General features: G+C 73.2%; 15 protein-coding genes and 1 pseudogene. 10 read left to right on the top strand and 6 right to left on the bottom strand.

Annotated elements, in window-relative coordinates:
• Positions 1-20: 20 nt before the first annotated feature.
• Positions 21-1658 (bottom strand): amidohydrolase, encoded by a 1638-nt coding sequence (locus ACIRVF_RS18610; protein ID WP_402818412.1) that lies wholly within the window; start codon positions 1656-1658, stop codon positions 21-23.
• A 31-nt stretch (positions 1659-1689) separates the two neighbouring features.
• Positions 1690-3114 carry an APC family permease gene (locus ACIRVF_RS18605; protein WP_402818531.1) on the bottom strand — a complete coding sequence of 475 codons (1425 nt, stop codon included), beginning with the start codon at positions 3112-3114 and terminating at the stop codon, positions 1690-1692.
• 256 nt (positions 3115-3370) lie between these two features.
• Here ACIRVF_RS18605 and ACIRVF_RS18600 point away from each other — a divergent pair.
• A pseudogene (locus tag ACIRVF_RS18600) lies at positions 3371-5306 on the top strand (glycoside hydrolase family 5 protein).
• A gap of 201 nt (positions 5307-5507) precedes the next feature.
• Entirely contained in the window at positions 5508-6020 is a 513-nt protein-coding gene (locus ACIRVF_RS18595) for a signal peptide protein (protein ID WP_402818409.1), read from the top strand.
• Between the two features lie 42 nt (positions 6021-6062).
• Here the strand turns inward: ACIRVF_RS18595 and ACIRVF_RS18590 are convergent, their stop codons facing one another.
• Positions 6063-7463: a PLP-dependent aminotransferase family protein gene (locus ACIRVF_RS18590; RefSeq protein WP_402818406.1), complete on the bottom strand. Its 1401-nt coding sequence runs from the start codon at positions 7461-7463 to the stop codon at positions 6063-6065.
• On the opposite strand from ACIRVF_RS18590, the gene ACIRVF_RS18585 reads away from it, so the two are divergent.
• The 7 genes from ACIRVF_RS18585 (at position 7462) to ACIRVF_RS18555 (ending at position 17466) form a co-directional block, all read left to right on the top strand.
• Positions 7462-8745, top strand: a complete 1284-nt coding sequence (locus ACIRVF_RS18585; RefSeq protein WP_402818403.1) for an aminotransferase class V-fold PLP-dependent enzyme — start codon at positions 7462-7464, stop codon at positions 8743-8745. The two genes, ACIRVF_RS18590 and ACIRVF_RS18585, sit on opposite strands and share 2 nt — an antisense overlap.
• Positions 8742-10043 (top strand): MFS transporter, encoded by a 1302-nt coding sequence (locus ACIRVF_RS18580; RefSeq protein ID WP_402818400.1) that lies wholly within the window; start codon positions 8742-8744, stop codon positions 10041-10043. The genes ACIRVF_RS18585 and ACIRVF_RS18580 overlap by 4 nt, the downstream gene beginning before the upstream one ends.
• A gap of 293 nt (positions 10044-10336) precedes the next feature.
• Positions 10337-11749 carry a family 2B encapsulin nanocompartment shell protein gene (locus tag ACIRVF_RS18575; RefSeq protein WP_402818397.1) on the top strand — a complete coding sequence of 471 codons (1413 nt, stop codon included), beginning with the start codon at positions 10337-10339 and terminating at the stop codon, positions 11747-11749.
• Positions 11736-13163, top strand: a complete 1428-nt coding sequence (locus tag ACIRVF_RS18570; protein ID WP_402818394.1) for a SufS family cysteine desulfurase — start codon at positions 11736-11738, stop codon at positions 13161-13163. Before ACIRVF_RS18575 ends, ACIRVF_RS18570 begins: the two co-directional genes overlap by 14 nt.
• A gap of 415 nt (positions 13164-13578) precedes the next feature.
• On the top strand, positions 13579-15423 hold the full coding sequence (locus tag ACIRVF_RS18565; RefSeq protein WP_402818392.1) for a phospholipase C: 1845 nt from the start codon (positions 13579-13581) through the stop codon (positions 15421-15423).
• Positions 15424-15513: 90 nt separating this feature from the next.
• A complete protein-coding gene (locus ACIRVF_RS18560; protein ID WP_402818389.1) occupies positions 15514-16473 on the top strand; it encodes a TAXI family TRAP transporter solute-binding subunit in 960 nt (319 codons plus the stop codon).
• A 255-nt stretch (positions 16474-16728) separates the two neighbouring features.
• Positions 16729-17466 carry a hypothetical protein gene (locus ACIRVF_RS18555; RefSeq protein WP_402818386.1) on the top strand — a complete coding sequence of 246 codons (738 nt, stop codon included), beginning with the start codon at positions 16729-16731 and terminating at the stop codon, positions 17464-17466.
• Here the strand turns inward: ACIRVF_RS18555 and ACIRVF_RS18550 are convergent.
• The 3 genes from ACIRVF_RS18550 to ACIRVF_RS18540 are packed head-to-tail and all read right to left on the bottom strand — an operon-like array spanning position 17450 to position 20935.
• Positions 17450-18832 carry a sensor histidine kinase gene (locus tag ACIRVF_RS18550; RefSeq protein ID WP_402818384.1) on the bottom strand — a complete coding sequence of 461 codons (1383 nt, stop codon included), beginning with the start codon at positions 18830-18832 and terminating at the stop codon, positions 17450-17452. The two genes, ACIRVF_RS18555 and ACIRVF_RS18550, sit on opposite strands and share 17 nt — an antisense overlap.
• Entirely contained in the window at positions 18829-19506 is a 678-nt protein-coding gene (locus tag ACIRVF_RS18545; RefSeq protein ID WP_402818382.1) for a response regulator transcription factor, read from the bottom strand. Before ACIRVF_RS18545 ends, ACIRVF_RS18550 begins: the two co-directional genes overlap by 4 nt.
• A gap of 25 nt (positions 19507-19531) precedes the next feature.
• Entirely contained in the window at positions 19532-20935 is a 1404-nt protein-coding gene (locus tag ACIRVF_RS18540; RefSeq protein ID WP_402818379.1) for an MFS transporter, read from the bottom strand.
• Between the two features lie 217 nt (positions 20936-21152).
• Here ACIRVF_RS18540 and ACIRVF_RS18535 point away from each other — a divergent pair, with 217 nt between their 5' ends.
• Positions 21153-21890 (top strand): DedA family protein, encoded by a 738-nt coding sequence (locus tag ACIRVF_RS18535; protein WP_402818376.1) that lies wholly within the window; start codon positions 21153-21155, stop codon positions 21888-21890.
• Positions 21891-21892 lie beyond the last annotated feature (2 nt).

Raw genomic sequence — 21892 nt, 5'->3', positions numbered from 1 at the left:
CCGGGCCCCACCGCGCGGGTTCACTCCGCGACGTACACCAGTTCACCCCCGACGTAGGTCCGCTCCACCCGGGCGTCGGCGATCTCCGCAGCCGGCGCGGTGAGGATGTCCCGGTCGAGCACCACCAGGTCGGCGAGCTGTCCGACCGCCAGGGTGCCGGCGTCGTCGTGGCCGTTCACATGGGCGGAGCCAGCCGTGTAGGCGGCGAGGGCGGAGGCCAGGTCGAGGCGCTGTTCGGGCAGGAAGACCCGGCCGTCGTCGGCCCCCGGCTCCATCCGGTTGACCGCCACGTGCAGTCCGGCCAGCGGGTCCGGGCTGCTCACCGGCCAGTCGCTGCCGGCCGCCAGGGTGGCGCCCGCGCGCTGGAGGGCACCGAACGGGTACTGCCGGGCGGCGCGTTCGGGGCCGAGGAAGGGAATGGTCAACTCGTCCATCTGCGGCTCGTGGGCGGCCCACAGCGGCTGGATGTTGGCGATCGCGCCGAGCCGGGCGAAGCGGTGGAGGTCGTCGGGGTGGACCACCTGGAGATGGGCGAGGTGGTGCCGGGTGGCGCGCCGGCCGTTCTTCGTCCGGGCGGCCTCGACGGCGTCCAGCGCCTCGCGGACGGCCCGGTCCCCGAGCGCGTGGAAGTGCACCTGGAAGTCGAGCGCGTCGAGTTCGGTGACGTATCCGCACAGCGCGGCCGGATCGACGAAGCTGAGGCCCGAGTTGCCCGTCAGGCAGCCGCAGCCGTCCAGGTACGGGCTGGTCATCGCGGCGGTGAAGTTCTCGGCGATGCCGTCCTGCATGATCTTCACCGAGCCGGCCCGGAACCGGCCGTGGCTCAACTCCTGCCGCCGCTGGACGAGTTCGGGGATCTGCTCGGCGCCCCGGTCGCGGTCCCACCAGAGTGCGCCGGTCACCCGGGCGGTCAGCGCGCCGGAGCGGGCGGCGGCCAGGTAGGCGTCGGAGGGGTCCGGCTGGCCGTTGAACTCGCCGAGCAGCGCGTCCTGCCAGCCGGTGATGCCGAGCGAGTGCAGCAGGCGCTGGGCGTGCAGCAGTCCGGTCAGCCGTTCGGCGGCGGTGGCCGGCGGCACCAGCCGGGCGACCAGGGCGGTGGCGCCCTCCTGGAGCATGCCGGCCGGGGTGCCGTCGGCCTCGCGTTCGATCCGGCCGTCGGCCGGGTCGGGGGTGTCGCGGGTGAGACCGGCCAGTTCCAGCGCCCGGCTGTTGGCCCAGGCGCCGTGGTGGTCGCGGTTGGTGAGGTAGACCGGACGGTCCGGGACGACGGAGTCGAGCAACTGCCTCGTGGGCAGGCCGCCTTGGAAGCTCTCCAGGGACCAGCCGCTGCCGGTGATCCACTCCCGGCCGGGGTCGGCCCCGGCGTAGGCGCGGATCCGCTCCAGGTACTCGGCCACGCCGACGGTGCCGGTGAGGTCGCAGGTGGCGGACTCGACGCCACCGAAGACGGCGTGGATGTGGGCGTCCTGGAAGCCCGGCACGAGCAGCTTGCCGGTGAGGTCCACGACCTCGGTGTTCGGCCCGATCAGCTCCCGGACCTCGTCGTGCCCGACGGCGGCGATCCGCCCGCCGGTCACGGCCAGGCTGCTCGCCCGGGTGCGGGCGGCGTCGCCGGTGTGGACGGGGCCGCGGGTGAGGATCAGATCGGCCTCGGTCATGGGTGGTGCTCCGTTCTCGGTGGTACGCGGGTCAGGGTCGGACGGTCGGGTCGAGGAAGTACGGCGAGCGGCGCCGCCAGCGGGCCCAGGCCGCCGAGGGCAGTCCGGTGACGATCATCAGCACCACCACGGTCAGCTCGAACCAGCCGTTGTCGGCGGAGAGTTCGAAGTGGTCGGTGGAGTCGTAGAACGTCCAGGCCAGGTACCCGCCGACGGCGAGCAGCGCCGCGGCGCCGAGCAGCGGGCCGACCACGGCGCGCAGGCCCTCCAGCGGCGCGGTACGCAGCAGGTGGCGGAAGCGGACGGCGGACGCGACGGCGGTGAGGGCGTAGTAGAGGGCGACGATGACGCCGATCGCGTTGACGGCGGCCGAGATCAGGTCGTTGACGGTGGGGATGACGACCGAGACCAGGGCGAGGGCGACGGCGATGCCGGTGATCAGCAGGGTGCCGACGGCGGGCGTGGCGTGCCGGGGGTGCAGCCTGGTCCAGACCGGGCCGAGCGCGCCGTCGCGGCCCATCGCGTACATCCCGCGCGCGGTCGGGATGACCGAGGACTGCAGCGAGGCCACGGCGGAGAAGGTCAGCGCGATCAACGGCAGTGCGGCCAGCGGCTGGTGGGCCAGCCGCTCCCCGAAGTAGGTCAGTCCGTGGGCGCCGTTGTCGGCCAACTCGCCGAGTGGGAGCACCCGTTGGAAGGCGGTGCCGGCCAGCAGGAAGAGCAGCAGCATCACCACCAGGGCGAGGAAGCCGGCCCGCGAGGCGTCGCGCGGCTCGCGCACCTCCTCTCCGACGCTGAACACCGATTCGAAGCCCCAGTAGCAGAACACCGCCAGCACCATGCCCTGGGCGAGGGCGTCGAAGGAGGGGAGGTCGAAGGGGTTGTACCACTGGAACGAGAACGGCTGGTCGCCCGCGAGGAGCCCGTAGCCGCAGAAGCCCAGCAGCACGGCGTACTCGAAGACCAGCAGCGCCTTCTGCAGCCGGGCGGCGAGGTCGAGTCCGCGGACGGCCACCAGGGCGGCGCCGATCAGGACGGCGAGGCCGAGCAGGGTGCACTGGACGGTCGAGTCGGGGTCGAGCCGCAGGCCGAGGACGCTGCGCAGGTGGGCCTCGTCGAGGAGTTGGATGACCGCCGAGCCGGTGACGGTGGTGGTGTAGGCCATGAAGACCACCGTGCCGACGGTGTTCACCCAGCCGGTGAGGAAGCCCAGCCAGGGGCTGAGCGTGCGGCCGACCCAGCGGTAGCTGCTGCCCGCGTCCGGTTCGACCGCGTTCAGTCGCCCGTAGCCGCCGGCGATGGCGAGCACGGGGAGGAAGGCCAGCAGCATGATCGCGGGCAGGTGGAGGCCGACCACGCCGGCCATCAGGCCCAGGCCGATGCCGATGCTGCTGGTGGCGGCCGTGCTGGAGGCGGCGATCGCCGCGCCGTCCAGCAGGCCGATGGACTTGTGCATGGCGCCGTGGCCGGCGCCCGTTCTCGGACCGCTGCCCGTGTCGTCCTTGACCGTCGGTGCCAACGGATCACCGCCTTGCTCGTGGGGGTGTGGGGGTGGGGGTGGGGAAGTGCGAGCCATGAAACCGGCGGCGCCGTTGCACGTCAATGCCGTTGTCATAAGAGGTTCGCCCGGTCGACACCCTCGTGCCGGACCGTCGTTTTGACGTACCGTCGACAACTCTGCCCCTGTGACTCCCCTTCTGGAGAGATCCGTGATACCCATCCGCCCGGCTCGCCGAGCCGTGCTCGCGGTGGCGGCCCTGCTGGCCGCCCTCGTCACCGCCGCCCCACCCGCCCAGGCCGACCCGGCCGGCCAGGCAGCCCCGGCCGCAGCGGCCACAGCGCCGGGCAGCAGCCGGCTCGCCGCCTCCTGGACCGGCCCGCTGAGCACCCGCGGGCGGTACGTGGTCGACGCGAACGGCGACCGGTTCAAGCTCAGGGCCGGCAACTGGGCCGGAGCCCAGGGGACTTGGGAAGGCAGCGGCTCGACCACCGACCCGGCCGACAACCAGGCCGGCCAGGTCTCGTACAACATCCCCCTCGGCCTGGACCGGGCGCCCATCGGCCAGATCCTGGCGGGCTTCCACGGCCTGGGCCTGAACTCCGTCCGGCTGCCGTTCGCCAACGCGCTGATCCACGACACCGGTGCCGTCCCGGACGCCGCCGTCGCCGCCAACCCGCAGCTGAGGGGCAAGACCCCGCTGCAGGTCTACGACGCCGTCGTGGCCGCGCTGACCGCCGACGGGTTCGCGGTCGTGCTCAACAACCACACCACCAGCTACCGCTTCTGCTGCGGCCTGGACGGCAACGAGCGCTGGAACAGCGGCCAGAGCACCCAGCAGTGGGAGGACGACTGGGTGTTCATGGTGAACCGCTACAAGGCGGACAAGCGGGTCGTCGGCGCGGACCTGCGCAACGAGGTGCGCCGTGACACCTGGGACGACCCCAACTGGGGCCTGGGCGACAGCCACGACGAGTACGCCGCCTTCGAGGAGGCCGGCAACCGGATCCTCCAGGCCGACCCGGACATGCTGGTCATCATGGAGGGCATCAACTGGTACGGCATCCCGGCCGCCGGGTTCTCCCACGGCCGGCCGATGCTCACCCCGGTGGCCACCCTGTCCAACACCCTGGTCCGGTCCGACAAGCTGGTCTACGCCGCCCACTTCTACGCCTACACCGGCCCGGCCAACACCGGCGCGGGCAGCGGCCCCGGCTCCACCGGTGACCCGCGCTACGAGGACTTCACCCCCGACCAGCTCGCCCAGGTGGTCAACCAGGAAGCCCTGTTCGTCACCCGGCCAGCACTTCACCGCCCCGGTCTGGGTCAGCGAGTTCGGTGCCGCCGGGCGCGGCTCCACCGACTCCAAGGAGCAGGCCTGGTTCGACCGCTTCACCGACATCCTGGCCGCCAACGACACCGATTTCGCCGTCTGGCCACTGGTGGGCTGGCAGAACAACGGCGTCCCCAACGACAACTGGGCGTTGCTCTCCTACGACACCGCCGGCCGTCAGCTCGGGCTGAACGACCCCGGCGACTGGCGCGCCGCCGACTGGAACAAGCTGGTCAACGCCCCCTCGTATACCGGGCAGGTCGCACCGGCCGCCCGCTGGAACATGCTCGACCTCGACCACGGGGACCAGAACGTCTCCAGCCGCATGCTGGCCCGGCCGGACTGGAGCCCCGGCAACCGCAAGGGCGACTGCCCGGACGGCCAGCGCCTCGCCGGCCTCGGCCGCAGCAGCAGCCGCGGCCTGTGCACCGACAGCGGCGGGCCCGCCGTCGGCGCCGGGGACTGGGTGACCGTCACCGACCAGCGCTACGTCACCGAGGGTGACTGGGCGTCCGGCTACGACAAGCTCCAGTGCCCCGACAACACCTTCGCCGTGGGCTACAGCGTGCACAACAACGCGATGTCCGCGCTGCTCTGCGCCCCGGCCGCCACCGCCCTGCCCACCACCGGCCGTACGGTCTGGTTCGACCACGGCGACAACCGGCCCGCCACCGGTGGCTCCGCCGCCGGCGACTGGGCGCCTGGCACCTACAAGGGACAGTGCGCGGACGGCGAGTACGTGGCCGGCGTGGCCGACACCTGGCGCTGGCTCCGGTACGGCGTCCCCGACGCGCTGCTCTGCCGGCCGCTGCGCTGAGGCACCTGGCCCGGCCGGCGGCTCCCGGTGACGCGGAGTGACCGGATTTCGGGCGACGCGCCCGGCGGATGCGGCATCCGCCGGGCGCGTGCAGGGTGGAGGGGAACGAACCGCCGGGCCGGCGACCGTCCGTCGCACGGCGGACACCGTCCGGCAGGCGGCCGCTCCCCCAGCCGCCGCCCCTCGACCGAAGGAGGCGCCATGCCGACCAGGACGATCCCCCGTCGGGTTCTGGTGCTGACCGTCGCCGCCCTCGCCGCCCTGCCCACCGCGACGCTGACCGCGCCCGCGCAGGCGGCCTCCGCCACCCCGGCCGCCGCACCCCCGACCGCATCGGCCGCCACCGCGGCGCCGGTGCGCTTCGTGGACCTGCCCGACACCGCGCTGCCGACCGACCGGGCGCCGCACCGGATCACCTTCATGTACCGCAACGACACTCCGACGGACCAGACGATCGCCCCGCAGGTCCTGGTCGAGTCGCCCCCGACGGGGCCGTTCCTCAGCCCGTCGGACATCCGGCTCGAACAGCTGGGCGGCGACGGCCACTGGCGCGCCCTGCGGCTCGGCAGCCAGACCGGCACGCTCTACACCGGGCTGATCCCGGCGAAGATCGTCCTGCACAGCGGCCACACCCTCACCGAGACCTACCGGATCACCGTGCTCCACTCCTCCGCCCGGGGGACGGTCGAGCCCCGGATCGCGATCTACGCCTGAGCCCCGGGGATCCGGCCGGGCCTGGCGGCCACCGGGGCGCCGTCACACCCCGGCGGCGGCGCCCAGGCGGGCGGCCGCCTCGACGAGTTCGCCGGGTTCGGCGGCCGCCGCGAAGCCGAGCCGCAGATGGGCGGCGGGCGGCTCGGCCGGGAAGTGGTGCCGGCCCGGGTTGACGGCCACCCGGTGGGCCCGGGCCGTTTCCGCGAGGGCCTCCTCGGTGCGACCGGCCGGCAGCCTGACCCACAGGTGCAGGCCGCCCTCCGGCACCCGGTGCAGCGTCCAGCCCGGCACCTCGCGCGCCAGCGCACCGGCCAGCACGGCGCAGCGCTGCTGCAGGGCGGCGGACAGGGAGCGCAGGTGCCGCTCCCAGGCCGGGCTGCTGAGCAGTTCGACCGCGGCCTCCTGGAGCGGTCGGGCGATGAAGAAGTCGTCGACCCGCCGCATTCCGAGCAGTCTCCGCATCACCGGGCCCCGGGCGATGAGTGCGCCGATCCGCAGGCTCGGCGAGGCCGGCTTGGTCAGCGAGGTGAGGTGGACGACGGTGCCGTCCCGGTCGTCGGCGACCAGCGGCCGGGGCACCGGTCGGCCGTGGCCCAGGTGGCGGGCGAAGTCGTCCTCGATCAGGAAGGCCCCGGCGGCGCGGGTCACGTCGACGACCTGTCGGCGCCGTTCGCCGGACAGGACCGTCCCGGTCGGGTTGTGGAAGGTCGGCTGGCAGTAGAGCAGGCGCGCGCCGGTCATGGCGAAGGCCTCGGCGAGCAGGTCGGGGCGCAGCCCCTGGTCGTCCATCGGCACGGGCACCGGGTGCAGTCCGGCGGCGCGCGCGGCGGCGAGTGCGCCGCCGTAGGTGGGTGACTCGACCAGGACAGGACTGCCGGGCGCCGCGACGGCGCGGAACAGCAGCGACAGCGCCCCCTGCCCGCCCCCGGTGACCAGCACGTCGTCGGGGCCGACGTCGCCGCCCGCCTGCCGGGCGAAGATCGCCCGCAGCGTGCTCAGGCCGGCTGCCGGGGCGCGGTGCCAGGCGTCCGGGCGGCGGGCGGCCCGGGCGAGGGCGCCGCCGAGCAGCCGGGTGGGCTGGAGGCTCTCGTGCAGGTAGCCACCGGACAGCGCGATGGTGCCGGCGGGCACCGTTCCGGGCTGCTCCTCGGGCGGCTCGGGGGCGTGCGAACGCCCGGCCAGCGCCACCGACTGCCAGGAGGTGTCCGGTTCGTCGCCGCCGGCCCGCGGTCGGCGGGCCGCGACGTAGGTGCCGCTCCCCGGGCGGGTGACCACCGCGCCCTCGGCGGCGAGCAGGGCGATCGCCCGGGAGACGGTCACCGGCCCGACTCCGTGACGGGTGATCAGGTCGCGGCTGCTGGGCAGGCGGTCGCCCGGGGAGAGGCGGTCGATCTCGGTCCGGAGGATCGCCACGAGGGTCTCGATACTGCTACCGTCAGACATGAAGAACGAGAATAGCGCTTTCGCCTCCAGTCCGGAACCGCTCCCGAACACCGGGGTGGAACCGCTCCTGAGCGCCGGTCAGGGACGATTCCTGGACCTCGCCGCCCTCCGGGCCGACACCCCCGGATGCGAGGCGGTGATCCACTTCAACAACGCCGGCGCCGGACTGATGGCCCGTCCGGTCCTGGAGACGGTGCTCGACCACCTGCGCCTGGAGGCGGGCATCGGCGGCTACGAGGCCGCCGCCGCCCGCGCCGCCGAGGTCGCCGACTTCTACGCCGCGCTCGCCGGACTCCTCGGCACCCGCCCCGGAAACCTCGCCTTCGCCGCGAGCGCGACCCACGCCTACACCAAGGCCCTGTCCGCGATCGACTTCCGGCCCGGGGACGTCATCCTGACCACCCGCAACGACTTCGTGTCCAACCAGATCGCCTTCCTGTCCCTGCGCCGGCGCCACGGCGTCCGGATCGTGCACGCCCCCGACCACCCCGACGGCAGCGGCGTCGACGTCGACGCCATGGCCGCGCTGATGCGGGCCCACCGGCCGCGCCTGGTGGCCGTGACCCACGTGCCCACCAACTCCGGGCTGGTCCAGCCGGTCGCCGAGATCGGCCGGCACTGCCGGGAACTCGACCTGCTGTACCTGGTCGACGCCTGCCAGTCGGTCGGTCAGTACCCGATCGACGTCGAGGCGATCGGCTGCGACCTGCTCACCGCGACCTGCCGCAAGTTCCTCCGCGGCCCGCGCGGTTCGGGCTTCCTCTACGTCTCCGACCGGGTGCTGGAGGCCGGGTACGAACCGCTCCACATCGACATGCACGGCGCGCGCTGGGTCGCCCCCGGCTACTACCGGCCGGTCGACACGGCGGCCCGGTTCGAGGAGTGGGAGTTCCCGTACGCCACCGTCCTCGGTTGCGCCGCCGCCGTCCGCTACGCCCTGCGGGTCGGGCTGGAGCCGGTGGCCCGGCGCACCCCCGCGCTGGCCGGTCGGCTGCGCGAGCGGCTGGCCGCCGTCCCCGGCGTCCGCACGCTCGACGGCGGTCGCGCACCGGCCGCCCTGGTCACCTTCACCATCGAGGGCTGGCAGGCCGGTCCGTTCAAGGCGGCGATGGACGCACGCGGCATCAACTCCGCGCTCAGCTACCGCGAGTTCGCGCAGTTCGACTTCGCCGACAAGGAGGTGGAGTGGTGCCTGCGGCTGTCGCCGCACTACTACAACACCGAGGACGAGGTCGACGCGGTGGCCGGCACGGTGGCCGAGCTGGCGAGGAGCGCCCGGTGACCCCGACGTCCCCGACGGCCCAGACCCCCACTCCGGCCCCGCCGAGCGCCGACACCGCGCAGCGGAGCCTCTGGCACAACCACGACTTCCTCCGGTTCTGGGTCGGCGAGACGGTCTCGCTGGTCGGCAGCCAGGTCACCAACATCGCCCTTCCGCTCACCGCCATCGGCGCCTTCGGCGCGACCGACGAGCAGATCGGGCTGCTGCGCTTCCTGCAGCTCGTCCCCTACCTCGGGCTCGCCCTGGTCATCGGCGTGTGGGCGGACCGGCACCGGCGGCGGCCGGTCATGCTCGGCGCCAACCTGGTCCGGCTGCTCCTGCTGGGCCTCGTACCGCTGCTCTACTGGCGGCACGCGCTCGACCTGCCGGTGCTGATGGTGATCGCCTGCACGGTCGGCATCGCCTCGGTGGTGTTCGACGTCAGCTGGATGTCGTACGTGCCGGTGCTGGTGAAGAGCCCCGAGCACTACGTCGAGGCCAGTGCCAGGATGAGCACCAGCTCCTCCGCCGCCGACGTCGCCGGGCCCGGGCTGGGGGGCGTCCTGGTGTCGGCCGTCGGCGCGCCGGTGGCCGTGCTCGTCGACGCCTGCTCCTACGCGGTGTCCGTGCTCTCGCTGCTGTCGATCCGCACGACGGAGCCCGCCCCGGCACCGGCCGCCGACCGGCACCTGTGGCGCGAGCTCAAGGAGGGCATGACCTGGGTGATGCGGGACCGGGTGCTGCGCTCGCTGGCGCTGATCGGCTTCTGCTGCAACTTCTCCATGATCACCGTGTGGACGATGTTCCTGCTCTACGGCCACCACGACCTCCACCTCGGCGACGGGACGATCGGGGCGGTCTTCTCGACGGCCTCCGTCGGCGGACTGATCGGCGCGCTGGTCGCCCGGCAGGTGATCGCCCGGTTCCCGCTCGGCCGGGTCTACCTGGTCGGCCAGTCGGCGCTGCTGCTCGCCCCCTGCCTGATCCCCGCCGCCGCGGGACCGCGGCCGGTGATGATCGGGATGTTCGTGCTGTCCTTCTTCACCACCTACCTGGGCCTCGGCGTGGCCGGGGTGATCATCGTCAGCCTCCGTCAGGCCGTGACGCCGCAGTCGATGATGGGGCGGATGACGGCCGCCTTCCGGACCCTGCTGTTCGGCGGCGGATCGCTGGGCGGCCTCTCCGCCGGGCTGCTCACCGGTCAGCTGGGTGCCCGGGGCGCGCTGACCGTGGCGGCGGTCGGCTCCGCCGCCGTGGTGGTCGGGCTGGTCGTCTCCCCGGTCACCCGACTGCGGACACTGCCCGGCGCGCAGCGGTGACCGAGCCCGACGCCCCCGCGTGCCCGTCCGCGACGGGCGCACGGGGGCGGGCGGGTGTGCGCCTCGACTCGCCCCCTGTGCTCCCAAGTCCGGCTTTGCGAGGCATCGCCTCCGCTTATGCCAAAGCCACCCGTTCGAGTGAGTTTGGATACGGCCCTTCCCTCGTTCGCGCCGCGATTTCCCACCTTCCAGTGACTTGAAACCTGGTCACACCGAGCGAACTGCAGCGGCAACATTCTCCGCGTCGATCTGACGACACGTCGGTTGTTGAAACGCCGGAGAGGTGACCAGTCGTGACCACCGAGACCGTTCCGCAGAACCAGGGCCAGCAGAGCCTCAGTACCTCCGCCGCCCGGAACCTCGCCACCACCACCAAGACCGTTCCGCAGATGCTCGGGATCAGCCCCCGCTACCTGCTGCGGGCGCTGCCCTGGGTGGACCTGGACGCGGGCGTCTACCGGGTCAACCGTCGCCGGGGCTTCATCCTCGGCGACGGCCTGGTCAGCACCTACGTCGACGGCACCGGCGCCTCCCGGGTCATCCCCGAGGACCTGCGCGAACTGGCCTTCCTCAGCCAGGTCGACAGCCCGGTGCTGACCGCGCTCGCGGCCGGCTTCACCGAGCGCGAGGTCGCGCCCGGCGAGCTGATCGTCGATGCCGACACCCCGGCCGACCAACTGCACATCATCGCGTTCGGCCGGGCCGAGAAGCGCGCCACCAGCGCCTACGGCGACGACGCCCTGCTGGCCGTCCTCGGCGAGGGCGACTTCTTCGACGCCCCCGCCTGGGCCGCCGGCACCGCCATGCCGTACCGGGTGAAGGCCGTCACCACCTGCACCGTGCTCTCGCTGGACCGCCGGATGCTGGGCGAACTCGCCGCCCGGGAAGCCTCGTTGCGCATCCAGTTGGAGGAGTTCGCGACCGGCCAGGCCCCGGCCGACCCCGAGCACCCGATCGAGCTCCACTCGGGCCACCACGGCGAGCCGTACCTGCCGGAGACCTTCGTCGACTACGACGAGGCCCCCCGCGAGTACGAGCTGAGCATCGCCCAGACCGTCCTCAAGGTGCACACCCGCGTCGCGGACATCTACAACTCCGACATCGACCAGGTCGACGCCCAACTCCGGCTGACCGTCGAGGCGCTGCGCGAGCGCCAGGAGTGGGAGATGCTCAACCACGCCGAGTACGGCCTGCTCAACAACGTCGCACCTACCCAGCGGGTGCGCACCCGCGGCGGCGCGCCCACCCCGGACGACCTGGACGAACTGCTCACCCGGGTCTGGAAGCAGCCCGCCTTCTTCCTGGCCCACCCGCGGGCGATCGCCGCGTTCGGCCGCGAGTGCACCCGGCGCGGGGTGCCGCCGCAGGTCGTCGAGCTGTTCGGCAGCCCGTTCATCACCTGGCGCGGCGTGCCGCTGCTGCCCTCCGACAAGCTGGACCTCAACGGCTCGGCCAACTCGGCGCCCGGCACCACCAACATCCTGCTGATGCGCGTCGGCGAGGAGCGACAGGGCGTGGTGGGCCTGCGGCCGTCCAAGGTCCCGGACGAGGTCGAACCCGGCCTGGCCGTGCGCGCGATGGGCGTCGACCGGCAGGCCATCACCTCCTACCTGGTGACCAGCTACTTCTCGACCGCCGCCCTCGTGGACGACGCCATCGCGGTGCTCCAGAACGTCGAGGTGTCCAACTACCATGACTACTCCTGACGGAATCGGGCGCGGCACCGGGATCAGCGGCGCCCCGGGCGGCCTCTCGACGTCGACCACCCTGCCGGGCCACGGCGTCGCCACTCCCCCGAACCCGCTCCCCGCGGCCCTCGCCCACGCCGCCGGCGGCGGCCACTACTGGCTGCCCACCCAGGCCGACCGCAGGTCCGCGCCCACCGCCCCCACCGGCGGCTTCGACGTCGAGGCCGTCCGCCGGGACTTCCCCCAGCTGCACCGCGAGGTCAACGGCCGCCCGCTGGTCTGGCTGGACAACGGCGCCACCACCCTCAAGCCACGCCAGGTGGTCGAGGCCGTCGGCGAGCACTACGCGTCGGGCACCTCCAACGTCCACCGCGGCGCCCACGCCCTCGCCAAGGAGGCCACCCAGATCTACGAGGAGGGCCGCGCCGAGGCCGCCAAGGTGCTCGGCGCCCCGGACCCGGACGAGATCGTCTTCGTCCGGGGCACCACCGAGGCCGTCAACCTGGTTGCCCAGACCTGGGGACGGGCCAACCTCGGCGTCGGCGACGAGATCCTGGTCTCCGTCGCCGAGCACCACTCCAACCTGGTGCCCTGGCAGCTGATCGCCAAGGAGCGCCGGGCCCGGGTCGTCCCCATCCCGCTGCTCCCGGACGGGCGGTTGGACCAGGACGCCTACGAGGACCTGCTCGGCTTCCGGACCAAGCTGGTGGCGCTCACCCACGCGTCCAACGTGCTGGGCACCATCCCGCCGGTGGCGGAGATGACCGCGCTGGCCCACCGCTACGGCGCCAAGGTGCTGATCGACGGCGCCCAGGCGGTCGCCCACTTCCCGGTGGAGGTCACCGCCCTGGACGCCGACTTCTACGCCTTCTCCGGGCACAAGGTCTTCGGGCCGACCGGGATCGGCGCGCTGTACGGCAAGCGGGAGCTGCTGGAGGCCATGCCCCCGTGGCAGGGCGGCGGCAACATGATCGATTCGGTGAGCTTCGACAGGACCAGCTACGCCCCCGTCCCGCACCGCCTGGAGGCGGGCACCGGCCACATCGGCGGGGTGGCCGGCCTGCGGGCGGCCCTGCGCTACCTGTCCGGACTGGACCGCCAGGCCGCCACCGCGCACGAGGAGCAGCTCACCGCGTACGCCACCGCCGCGCTGCGGACCGTGCCCGGGCTCCGGCTGATCGGCGAGGCGCCGGGCAAGATCGGGGTGCTCACCTTCCTGCTCGCCGGGACGGACCCGATCGCCCTCGCCGGGGCGCTCGACCAGCAGGGCATCGCCGTCCGGGCCGGCCATCACTGCGCCCAACCCGCCCTCGCGGCCTACGGGTTGCAGGCGGCGGCGCGGGCCTCGCTGGCCCTGTACAACACCGTGCAGGACGTCGATGCCCTGGTGGCCGCCCTCCAGGGCATCCAGGCGGAGGCCGCCGCGTCCTGACCGACACCTTCGCCGGCACCTCCACCGGCACCGGGACCGGCACCGGGGGCGGGCACCGAACGGGGTGCCCGCCCCCGGCTGTACGCGCCCGGCGGGGTGATACCCCGTGACGTCGGCCACGGTTTCGAGCCGGAGGCGACGGCGGCCCCCACCGGGACGGAAGCGACATTCCTGGCCTGAAAGCGCCGAAACCTGTCCCGTAATCATCGGATTCGAGAGACATTCATCAGACTTGTCTGCCTGACTGAAGCCATGACGCAGAGCTCGGTACTTCCCCGATTTACCTCGTGTTCACATGGACCCGTCAACCGCGTTCACCGCTACGCTCTAGCGTCTAGCCGCCGCGCCGCGAGAGCTACGCGCGTCACGGCCCCAACTTCTGACACACATGACGATGACGTCCGAGGAACCGACCATGCACGCAGTCCCCACCCGTAACAGGTGGCTCCGCTACGGTGCCGGCCTGATCGGCGCGGCCTCGCTGGCCGCCTTCGGCGGTGCTCCTGCGGCCTTCGCGGCCGACGGTCCGCAGACCGCCACCCCGATCAAGCACCTGGTGGTGATATTCCAGGAGAACGTCTCCTTCGACCACTACTTCGGCACCTACCCGAACGCGGCCAACACCCCCGACGACAAGGTGAAGTTCACCGCCAAGCCGGGAACCCCCCAGGTGGACGGCCTCAGCGACGACCTGCTGCACAAGAACCCGAACCGCAACAACCCGCAGCGGCTGACCCCGGCGCAGGCCGTCACCTGCGACCAGGACCACACCTACAAGGACGAGCAGCTCGCCTTCGACGGCGGCAAGATGGACAAGTTCGTCGAGCACACCGACATCGAGAGCTGCAAGGCCCCGATGTACACCGCGCCCGGCCTGGTGATGGACTACTACGACGGCAACACCGTCACCGGCTACTGGAACTACGCCCAGCGCTTCGCGATGAGCGACAACTCCTTCGGCACCAACTACGGCCCCTCCACCCCGGGCGCCATCAACCTGGTCTCCGGCCAGCTGCACGGCGGCTACCCGATCGACCCGAAGACCGGGCAGCAGACCACCGACGCCTACGTGGTCGCCTCCCCGGACGCCAAGGGCATCGGCACCGTCATCAACGACCCCGACCCGGGCTACGACGACTGCTCCGACCCCAAGCACAACCACCTGGTGATGACGGGCAAGAACGTCGGCGACCTGCTCAACGAGAAGGGCGTCAGCTGGGGCTGGTTCCAGGGCGGCTTCAAGCCGACCGGCACCAAGGACGGCAAGGCCGCCTGCGAGGCCACCCACAAGAACATCGTCGGCGCCACGCAGACCGACTACAACCCGCACCACGAGCCGTTCCAGTACTACAAGTCCACGGCGAACCCGCAGCACCTCGCGCCCAAGACCGTGGACGAGATCGGCCACGACGGCCAGGCCAACCACCAGTACGACCTGACCGACTTCGACGCCGCCCTCCAGCACGGAAACCTGCCGGCCGTCAGCTACCTCAAGGCCGCCAACTACCAGGACGGCCACGCCGGTTACTCCGACCCGCTGGACGAGCAGCACTTCGTGGTCGACACCGTCAACAAGCTCCAGAAGTCCAAGGACTGGGCCTCCACCGCCGTCATCATCGCCTACGACGACTCGGACGGCTGGTACGACCACAAGTACGCCGAGCCCGTCAACGGCTCCCGGGACGCGGCCAACGACAGCCTGAGCGGCCCGGGCCAGTGCGGCAAGGACGCCGGTGCGGGCGGCTACGCCGACCGCTGCGGCTTCGGCCCGCGCCTGCCGCTGCTGGTCGCCTCCCCGTACGCGAAGTCCAACTTCGTCGACCACACCCAGACCGACCAGACCTCGATCCTGCGCTTCGTCGAGGACAACTGGAAGACCGGCCGGATCGGCGACTACTCCTTCGACGAGCACGCCGGCTCCATCGAGGGCATGTTCGACTTCAAGAACCCGCAGCCGGCCACCCTGATCCTGGACCCGACCACCGGCCAGCCGGTCGGCGGCGACACTCCGAGCGGCCAGCCCACCGGCCAGCCCACCGGCAGCTCCTCCACCACCCCGGCCGGCTCCTCGGCGACCTCCCCCACCGGCGACGGCAGCACCGCCGTCGCCGGGGCCACCAGCAGCGTCTCCGGCCCGCCGCTGGCCGAGACCGGTGCCAACTCCAACACCGGGCCGCTCGCGGCCGCGGCAGTCGCCCTGCTGGCGCTCGGCGGCGGTGCGGTCTTCCTCGCCCGCCGCAAGCGCGGCCGCCGCGCCTGACGGTCAACTCCCCGACACCGCCGGGTCCTCCTCCGAGGACCCGGCGGTGTCCGCGTTCAACCGAGGCCCCGGGCGGGCTACCCTCCCACCATGCCCGCCACCACCGCCCCGCGCCGCCGTACCGTGCTGGCCGCGGCCCTGGCGGCCGCCGTCACCGCCGGGTGCTCGGCCGGGTGCTCGGCCGGGGAAGGGCCCGTACGCTCGCTGCGGCTCGCCACCGGGCCCGAGGGCGGTCCGTACAACGCCTTCGGGCGCTCCTTCACCGAGGCCGTGACGGCGAGCGGCCGGCTGACCCTCACCCCGATGAGCAGCGCGGCCAGCGTGGACAACCTCCAGCAGCTCTCCGACGGCTCGGTGGACCTCGCCCTCACCACGGCGGACGTCGCCGAGGACGCGGTGCTGGGCCACGACACCTTCGACCACCCGCTCGGCCTGACGGCGCTGGCCCGGGTGTACGTCAACTACCTGCACCTGCTGGCCCCGGCCGACGGCCCGGTGCGGGAACTCTCCGACCTGGCGGGCCGTCGGGTGGCGACCGGCGCGGTGGGCTCCGGGCTCCACGTCACCGCCGCACGACTGCTGCGGCAGGCGGGGATCGACGTGCGACCGCAGTCGCTCGGGCTGGCCGAGTCACTGGCCGCGCTGCGCTCCGGCGCGCTGGACGCGGTGTTCTGGTCCGGCGGCGTGCCGACGCCCGCCGTGTCCGCGCTCGCCCGAGAGCTGCCGCTGCGGTTCGTACCGCTGGACGCGGTCGCCGCGCAGCTGCGCGAGCGCTACGGCCCGGTCTACACCGGGGTCACCCTGCCCACCGGCGCGTACGGCCTCGCCGACCCGGTCGCCACCCTCGGCGTCGGCAACTACCTGACCGCCCGGCCGGGCGTGCCCGAGGACGCCGTCCGGCAGCTACTGGGCATCCTCTTCGACCGATGGGCCACCCTGCTGCGGTCCGTGACGGCGGGCGCCCGACTGGAGCCCCGGTTCGCCGTCTCCACCGGGGCCGTCCCGCTCCATCCGGGGGCGGCGGCCTACTACCGGTCGGTGTACGGGTGAACTGGTGTGCGGGTGAGCCGGTGTACGGGTGAACCGGTGTACGGGCGAACCGAGGTGCAAGCGAACCGAGGTGCAGGTCAACAGGTAGCGGGCCCGGCGAAGAGCGTGACGGTTCGGTGACACGGAAGGCGTCATTCCGTCGACTGCCCCGACTAACTTCGATCGTGCACGCCACGCCGGGTCCCACCGGCCCCCGTCCGGGCCGGGCCGTGGCAACCGGCTTGCTCACACCCGTACTTCGTGCAGGAGACCCGCATGCCCTTCTCGACGACCCGCCGCGTCCCCGCCGTCAGCACGCTGGCCGGCACCGTCCTGACCGCCGCCCTGCTGGTGTCCGCCACCACGGCCTGCAGCAGCAGCTCCGGCTCGCAGAACTCCGCCGCGCCGAGTGCCACCGTCGCCATCACCCCCTCCCCGGCCGCCACCGCCTCCACCACGGCCGGCGCCACCACCGCGCCCGCCACCCCGGCAGCTCCGGGCACGCACGGCAGCACCGCCTCGGCCGTCCCGACCGGCGCGCACCGCAGCACCCCACCCGCGAACAACGCGCCCGCGAACAGCGCGCCCGCGAGCACCGGCAAGGGGTCCAGGAGCCAGACCCTGCCGGACGGCAGCAAGGCCGAGATCCAGCAGCTCGGCGACCTCCACTACGTCGCCAAGATCGTCCACGACGGCCAGGTCCTCGCCTCGGTCGAGGCGAACGGGCACGACGCCGGGATCGACGCCAACGACATGTTCGTGGTGCTCGCGGTGGACGGCTCGGTCCACGCCTGGATGGGCGGCTCCCACCAGGGGCCGGGCACCTTCAAGCTCGCGGGCGGCTGGACGGCCAAGGTCACCAAGGTCGGCGAACTCCACTACCGCGCCGACATCATCGGCAACGACAACGCGGTGATGGGCACCATGGAGGCCGACCAGCACGGCGACGGCCTCGACGCCAACGGCGTCTACATCGTGCTCGGCGCCGGCGGTGAGATCAGCGCCCACGAGTAGGACCACAGGGCAGCCGGAACTCCACGGTCAGTCCGTGCGGGCCGGTCGCGCCCACGCTCAGCGATCCGCCGCAGGCGCGGGCGAGTTCGTCCGCGATGGCCAGCCCGAGACCGGTGCCGGGGACGTTCTGGTGCTCCGGCGCCCGGGCGAACCGGCCCAGCAGCAGAGGCAGTTGGCTCGCCGGGACACCGGGTCCGGTGTCGGTGACCCGGACCACGGCGCCGCCCCCGGGCAGGGCCGCCGCCACCACCCGGACGCGCTCCCCCTCCGGGACGAACTTGCTCGCGTTGTCCAGCAGCGCGTCCAGGATCCGCCCGGTGGCGTCCGGGAGCCCGAGAGCCCGCAGTCCGGGCGCGACGTCCGCCGTCAGTTCCAGCCCGCCCGCCTCGAACACCGGCTCCCAGGCGGCCACCCGCCCGGCCACGGCCACCGAGACGTCCTGCTCCTCGACCGGCGCGGTGGCCGCCTCCAGCCGGGCCAACTCCAGCAGGCCGTCGAGCAGTTCGCCCAGCCGGTCCGCCTCGTCCAGGGCCAGCGCGTGCGCCTGGCGCCCGGGGCCCGGCCCGATGTGCGGCTCCGCGTTCTCCAGTTGCAGCACCAGGGTGGCCAGCGGGTTGCGCAGCTGGTGGGACGCGTCCGCGACGAAGTCCCGCCGGCGGCGCAGCGATTCGGCGACGGCCTGCGCCATACCGTCGAAGTGCCTTCGCAGCCGACGCAGTTCGGGCGGTCCGGTGTCCGATGCGACACGCAGTTCGAAACGGCCGCCGGCCACCGTGGCGACGGCGCGGTCGAGTTCGTGGACGGGCCGCAGCAGCCAGCGGGCGATCCCGGCCGCGACCAGCGCGGCGGCGCCGAAGGCGGTGACGGCCCCGGCGGCGATCAGCGCCCAGCGAACCAGCACGTCGTGGCGCGCGGCCCCGGTGGGGACGGTCAACAGGACTGCGCCGCCCACCCGTTCGTCCTGGCCGACCGGTTCGGCCAGCACCACGGTGTCCGGCCCCCAGGGGCGGACGGTGGGCAGTTCCTCGGTGGAGCGGCCGGTGAGGGCACGGTCCTCGGCGCGCTGGGCGGCCGTGCCGCTCGGGGCCGGGCCGGCCCGGCCGACGGTGCGGCCGGCGGTGTCGACCACCGTCACGGCGGCACCGTAGAGCTCGGCGTAGCGGGAGAGTTCGGCGTCGAGTTCGCGGCGGTCGGCGTCGGTGCGGATCCGGTCGGCGAGTTCGGCGAACCGGACGCCGTCGGCCCGGCGCTGCAGCAGCAGGTGTTCGGTGCGGCCGCGGGCGTAGGAGTCGGCCAGCGGCAGGGCGAGCAGCAGGACGGCGGCGCCGATGAGCGCGGTGAGCACGGCCAGCAGGCGGCGCCTCACGGGCCGTCCAGGGCGCCGAACTGGTAGCCGTACCCGCGGATGGTGCGGACCAGCGCGGCCCGGCCGGTCTTGGCGCGGATCCCGGCCACGTGCACGTCCAGCGAGCGCGAGGAGGCGAGGAAGGCGTCGCCCCAGATCCGGTCGAGGATCTCCTCGCGGGAGCGGACGTCCCCGGGCTGGGCGGCGAGCAGCGCGAGGACGTCGAACTCCCGGCGGGTGAGCCGGACGGGCGTGCCGTCGACGGTCACCGTGCGGGCGGCCAGGTCGATCGCCACGTCGCCGGTGCGCACCTGCCGCTCGCCGCCGCCCGGTTCGGGGGCGGAGCCGGTGCGGCGGCGCACCGTGTCGATCCGGGCGATCAGTTCGGCCATCCGGAACGGCTTGACCACGTAGTCGTCGGCCCCGGCCCGCAGCGCCTGGAGGACGTCCCGCTCCTCGCTGCGCGCGGTGACCACGATCAGCGGCAGGGCGCACACGGTGCGGAGCTTGCGCAGCAGGTCCAGGCCGTCCAGGTCCGGGAGCCCGAGGTCGAGCAGGACGAACTCGGCCTCCCGGGCGTGCCGCAGCGCCTCCGCGGCGCGGACCACCCGGCGCACGGTGTGACCGCGCCGGGCGAGCGCGGTGGCGAGGGCCTGGGCCATGCGGTCGTCGTCCTCGACGAGCAGCATGTGCACGGAACCCTCCCCACCTCTGAGGGGACTACCGTACGGCCTCGGCCCCGGCGGCCCCCGCCGGGGCCTGCGTCCCGGCCTCCGGCCGGGCCTGCTCGGGGCTGAGCACCGCGTTCCTGGTGTCCGGCATCAGCACGTAGACGACCAGCGAGACCAGGGCGCAGCCGGAGACGTACCAGAAGAAGCCGGACTCGTGCCCGCTGTCCTTGAACCAGAGCGCGATGTACTCGGCGGTGCCGCCGAACAGCGCGTTGGCCAGGGCGTACGGCAGGGCGACGCCGAGGGCGCGGATGCGGGTGGGGAACAGTTCGGCCTTCACGGCCGCGTTGATCGACGTGTAGCCGGTGACGATGACCAGGGCGACCAGCGAGAGCCCCAGCGCGGACCAGTAGCCGGAGGCCGAGCCGAGGGCGGTCATCAGCGGGTAGGTGCCGACGGTGCAGCCGAGCGCGAAGGTGATCAGCAGCGGGCGGCGGCCGATCCGGTCGGACAGCAGGCCGGCCAGCGGCTGGATCGCGGCGAAGACGGCGAGCGCGGTGAAGCTGACCAGGGTCGCGGTGTTCTTGGCGAGCCCTGCACTGCCGATCAGGTACTTGGTCAGGTAGGTGGTGAACGTGTAGTAGGCGACGGTGCCACCGAGGGTGAGGGCCATCACCAGCAGGGCCTGGCGCCGGTGCTCCCACAGGCTGCGCAGGGTGCCCCGGGCGCCGTCCTGCCCCCGGCCGTCGCTGTGCCCGTGGCCGCCGGTCTCGGCGGTGAAGGCCTCGGTCTCCGGCAGCCGGCGGCGCAGCCACAGCACCACGCCCGCGAGGACGGCGCCGAGCAGGAACGGCACCCGCCAGCCCCAGGAGTGCAGTTGGGCGTTGCCGAGGGTGTGCTGCATGACGATGAGGATGCCGAGGCCGAGGAGCTGGCCGCAGGTCATCGACACGTACTGGAAGGAGGAGCCGAGGCCGCGCCGGTTCGGTGCGGAGGCCTCGGTCAGGTAGGTGGCGCTCGCGGCGTACTCGCCGCCGATGCTCATCCCCTGGAGCAGCCGGGCCAGCAGCAGCACAACGGCGCCGAGGTATCCGGCCTGCGCGTAGGTCGGGGCGACGGCGATCAGGACGGCGGCCGCGGACATCATGGTGACGGTCAGGGTCAGGGCGCTCTTGCGGCCGTGCCGGTCGGCGGCCCGGCCGAGCAGCCAGCCGCCCACCGGGCGCATCAGGAAGCCGACCGCGAAGATCCCCGCGGTGTTCATCAGCTTCGCGGTGGAGTCGCTGCCGGGGAAGAAGTCGTCCGCGAAGTAGACGGCGAAGCTGGCGTAGACGAACCAGTCGTACCACTCGACCAGGTTGCCCAGTGATCCGCCGACCAGGGCGAGCCGCCGCCGGGCGCGCTCCTCGCCGGGCGGCTGCGGACGGGCGGCGGGGACGGCGGACGGGGACATGGCGGCTCCCGGGACTCGGTGCGGTGGGGTGGGTGCCCAGAGCGTGCCGCCGCCCGCCGCGCGGCGGCAAGGAACGCCGCTCAGATCTAACGTTCCGCTAAGGAAGCCGGGCGCCGGGCCGCCCCCTCCCGCCCGCCGGGGCCCGCACGGCGACACGCGTTACATTGGGGCGGAAGGGGACGTGGGAAGGGGCCCGATCACCGACGGGGTGTGGCCGATGCACACGATCACCGACTGGCTGCGCGGCCTGTCCGGCCCGGTCGTGTACGCGGCCGTCGGCGGAATGGTCTTCACCGAGGACGCCCTGTTCTTCAGCTTCTTCATCCCCGGCGAGACCGCCGCCGTCCTCGGCGGCTTCCTCGCCCACCAGGGCGAGGTCTCCCTCGGCTGGATGGTCCTGGTGGTGGTCTGCGCCGCGATCCTCGGGGACTCCGCCGGCTACGAGCTCGGCCGCCACCTCGGCCCGCCGATCCTGCGCACCCGCCCGCTGCGCCGCCACACCGGCCAGGTCGACAGCGTGCAGGATCTGATCCGCCGACGTGGACCGGCCGCCGTCTTCATCGGCCGGTTCATCGCCTTCGTCCGCCCGCTGGTGCCCTCGCTGGCCGGGGTGTCCCGGATGCCGTACCGCCGGTTCCTGTTCTACAACGCCCTGGGCGGGATCGCCTGGGGCGTCGGATTCACCCTTCTGGGCTACTTCGCCGGAGCGGCCTACACCAGGGTGGAGGGCACCGTCGGCCGGGTCACCGCCATCGCGATCGCCGCGATCGTCGCCCTCGCCCTGCTGGTCTGGTTCCTGCGACGCCCTCACTCCCGGGGCCGCGAGCGGTCCGACGAGCCGCCCGGGGAACCGCCCGACGAACCGCCCGACGAGTCGTCGGGGGAGCCGCCCGACGACAGGTCGGACGAGGCGCCGGACGAGGCGCCCGACGACCGCGACGGGCGGGAGTCCTGAAC

Origin of the sequence: Kitasatospora sp. NPDC101157 (assembly GCF_044768255.1) — a bacterium.
Lineage (GTDB): Bacteria > Actinomycetota > Actinomycetes > Streptomycetales > Streptomycetaceae > Kitasatospora.
This window is presented reverse-complemented; position numbering and strand designations above follow the sequence as displayed.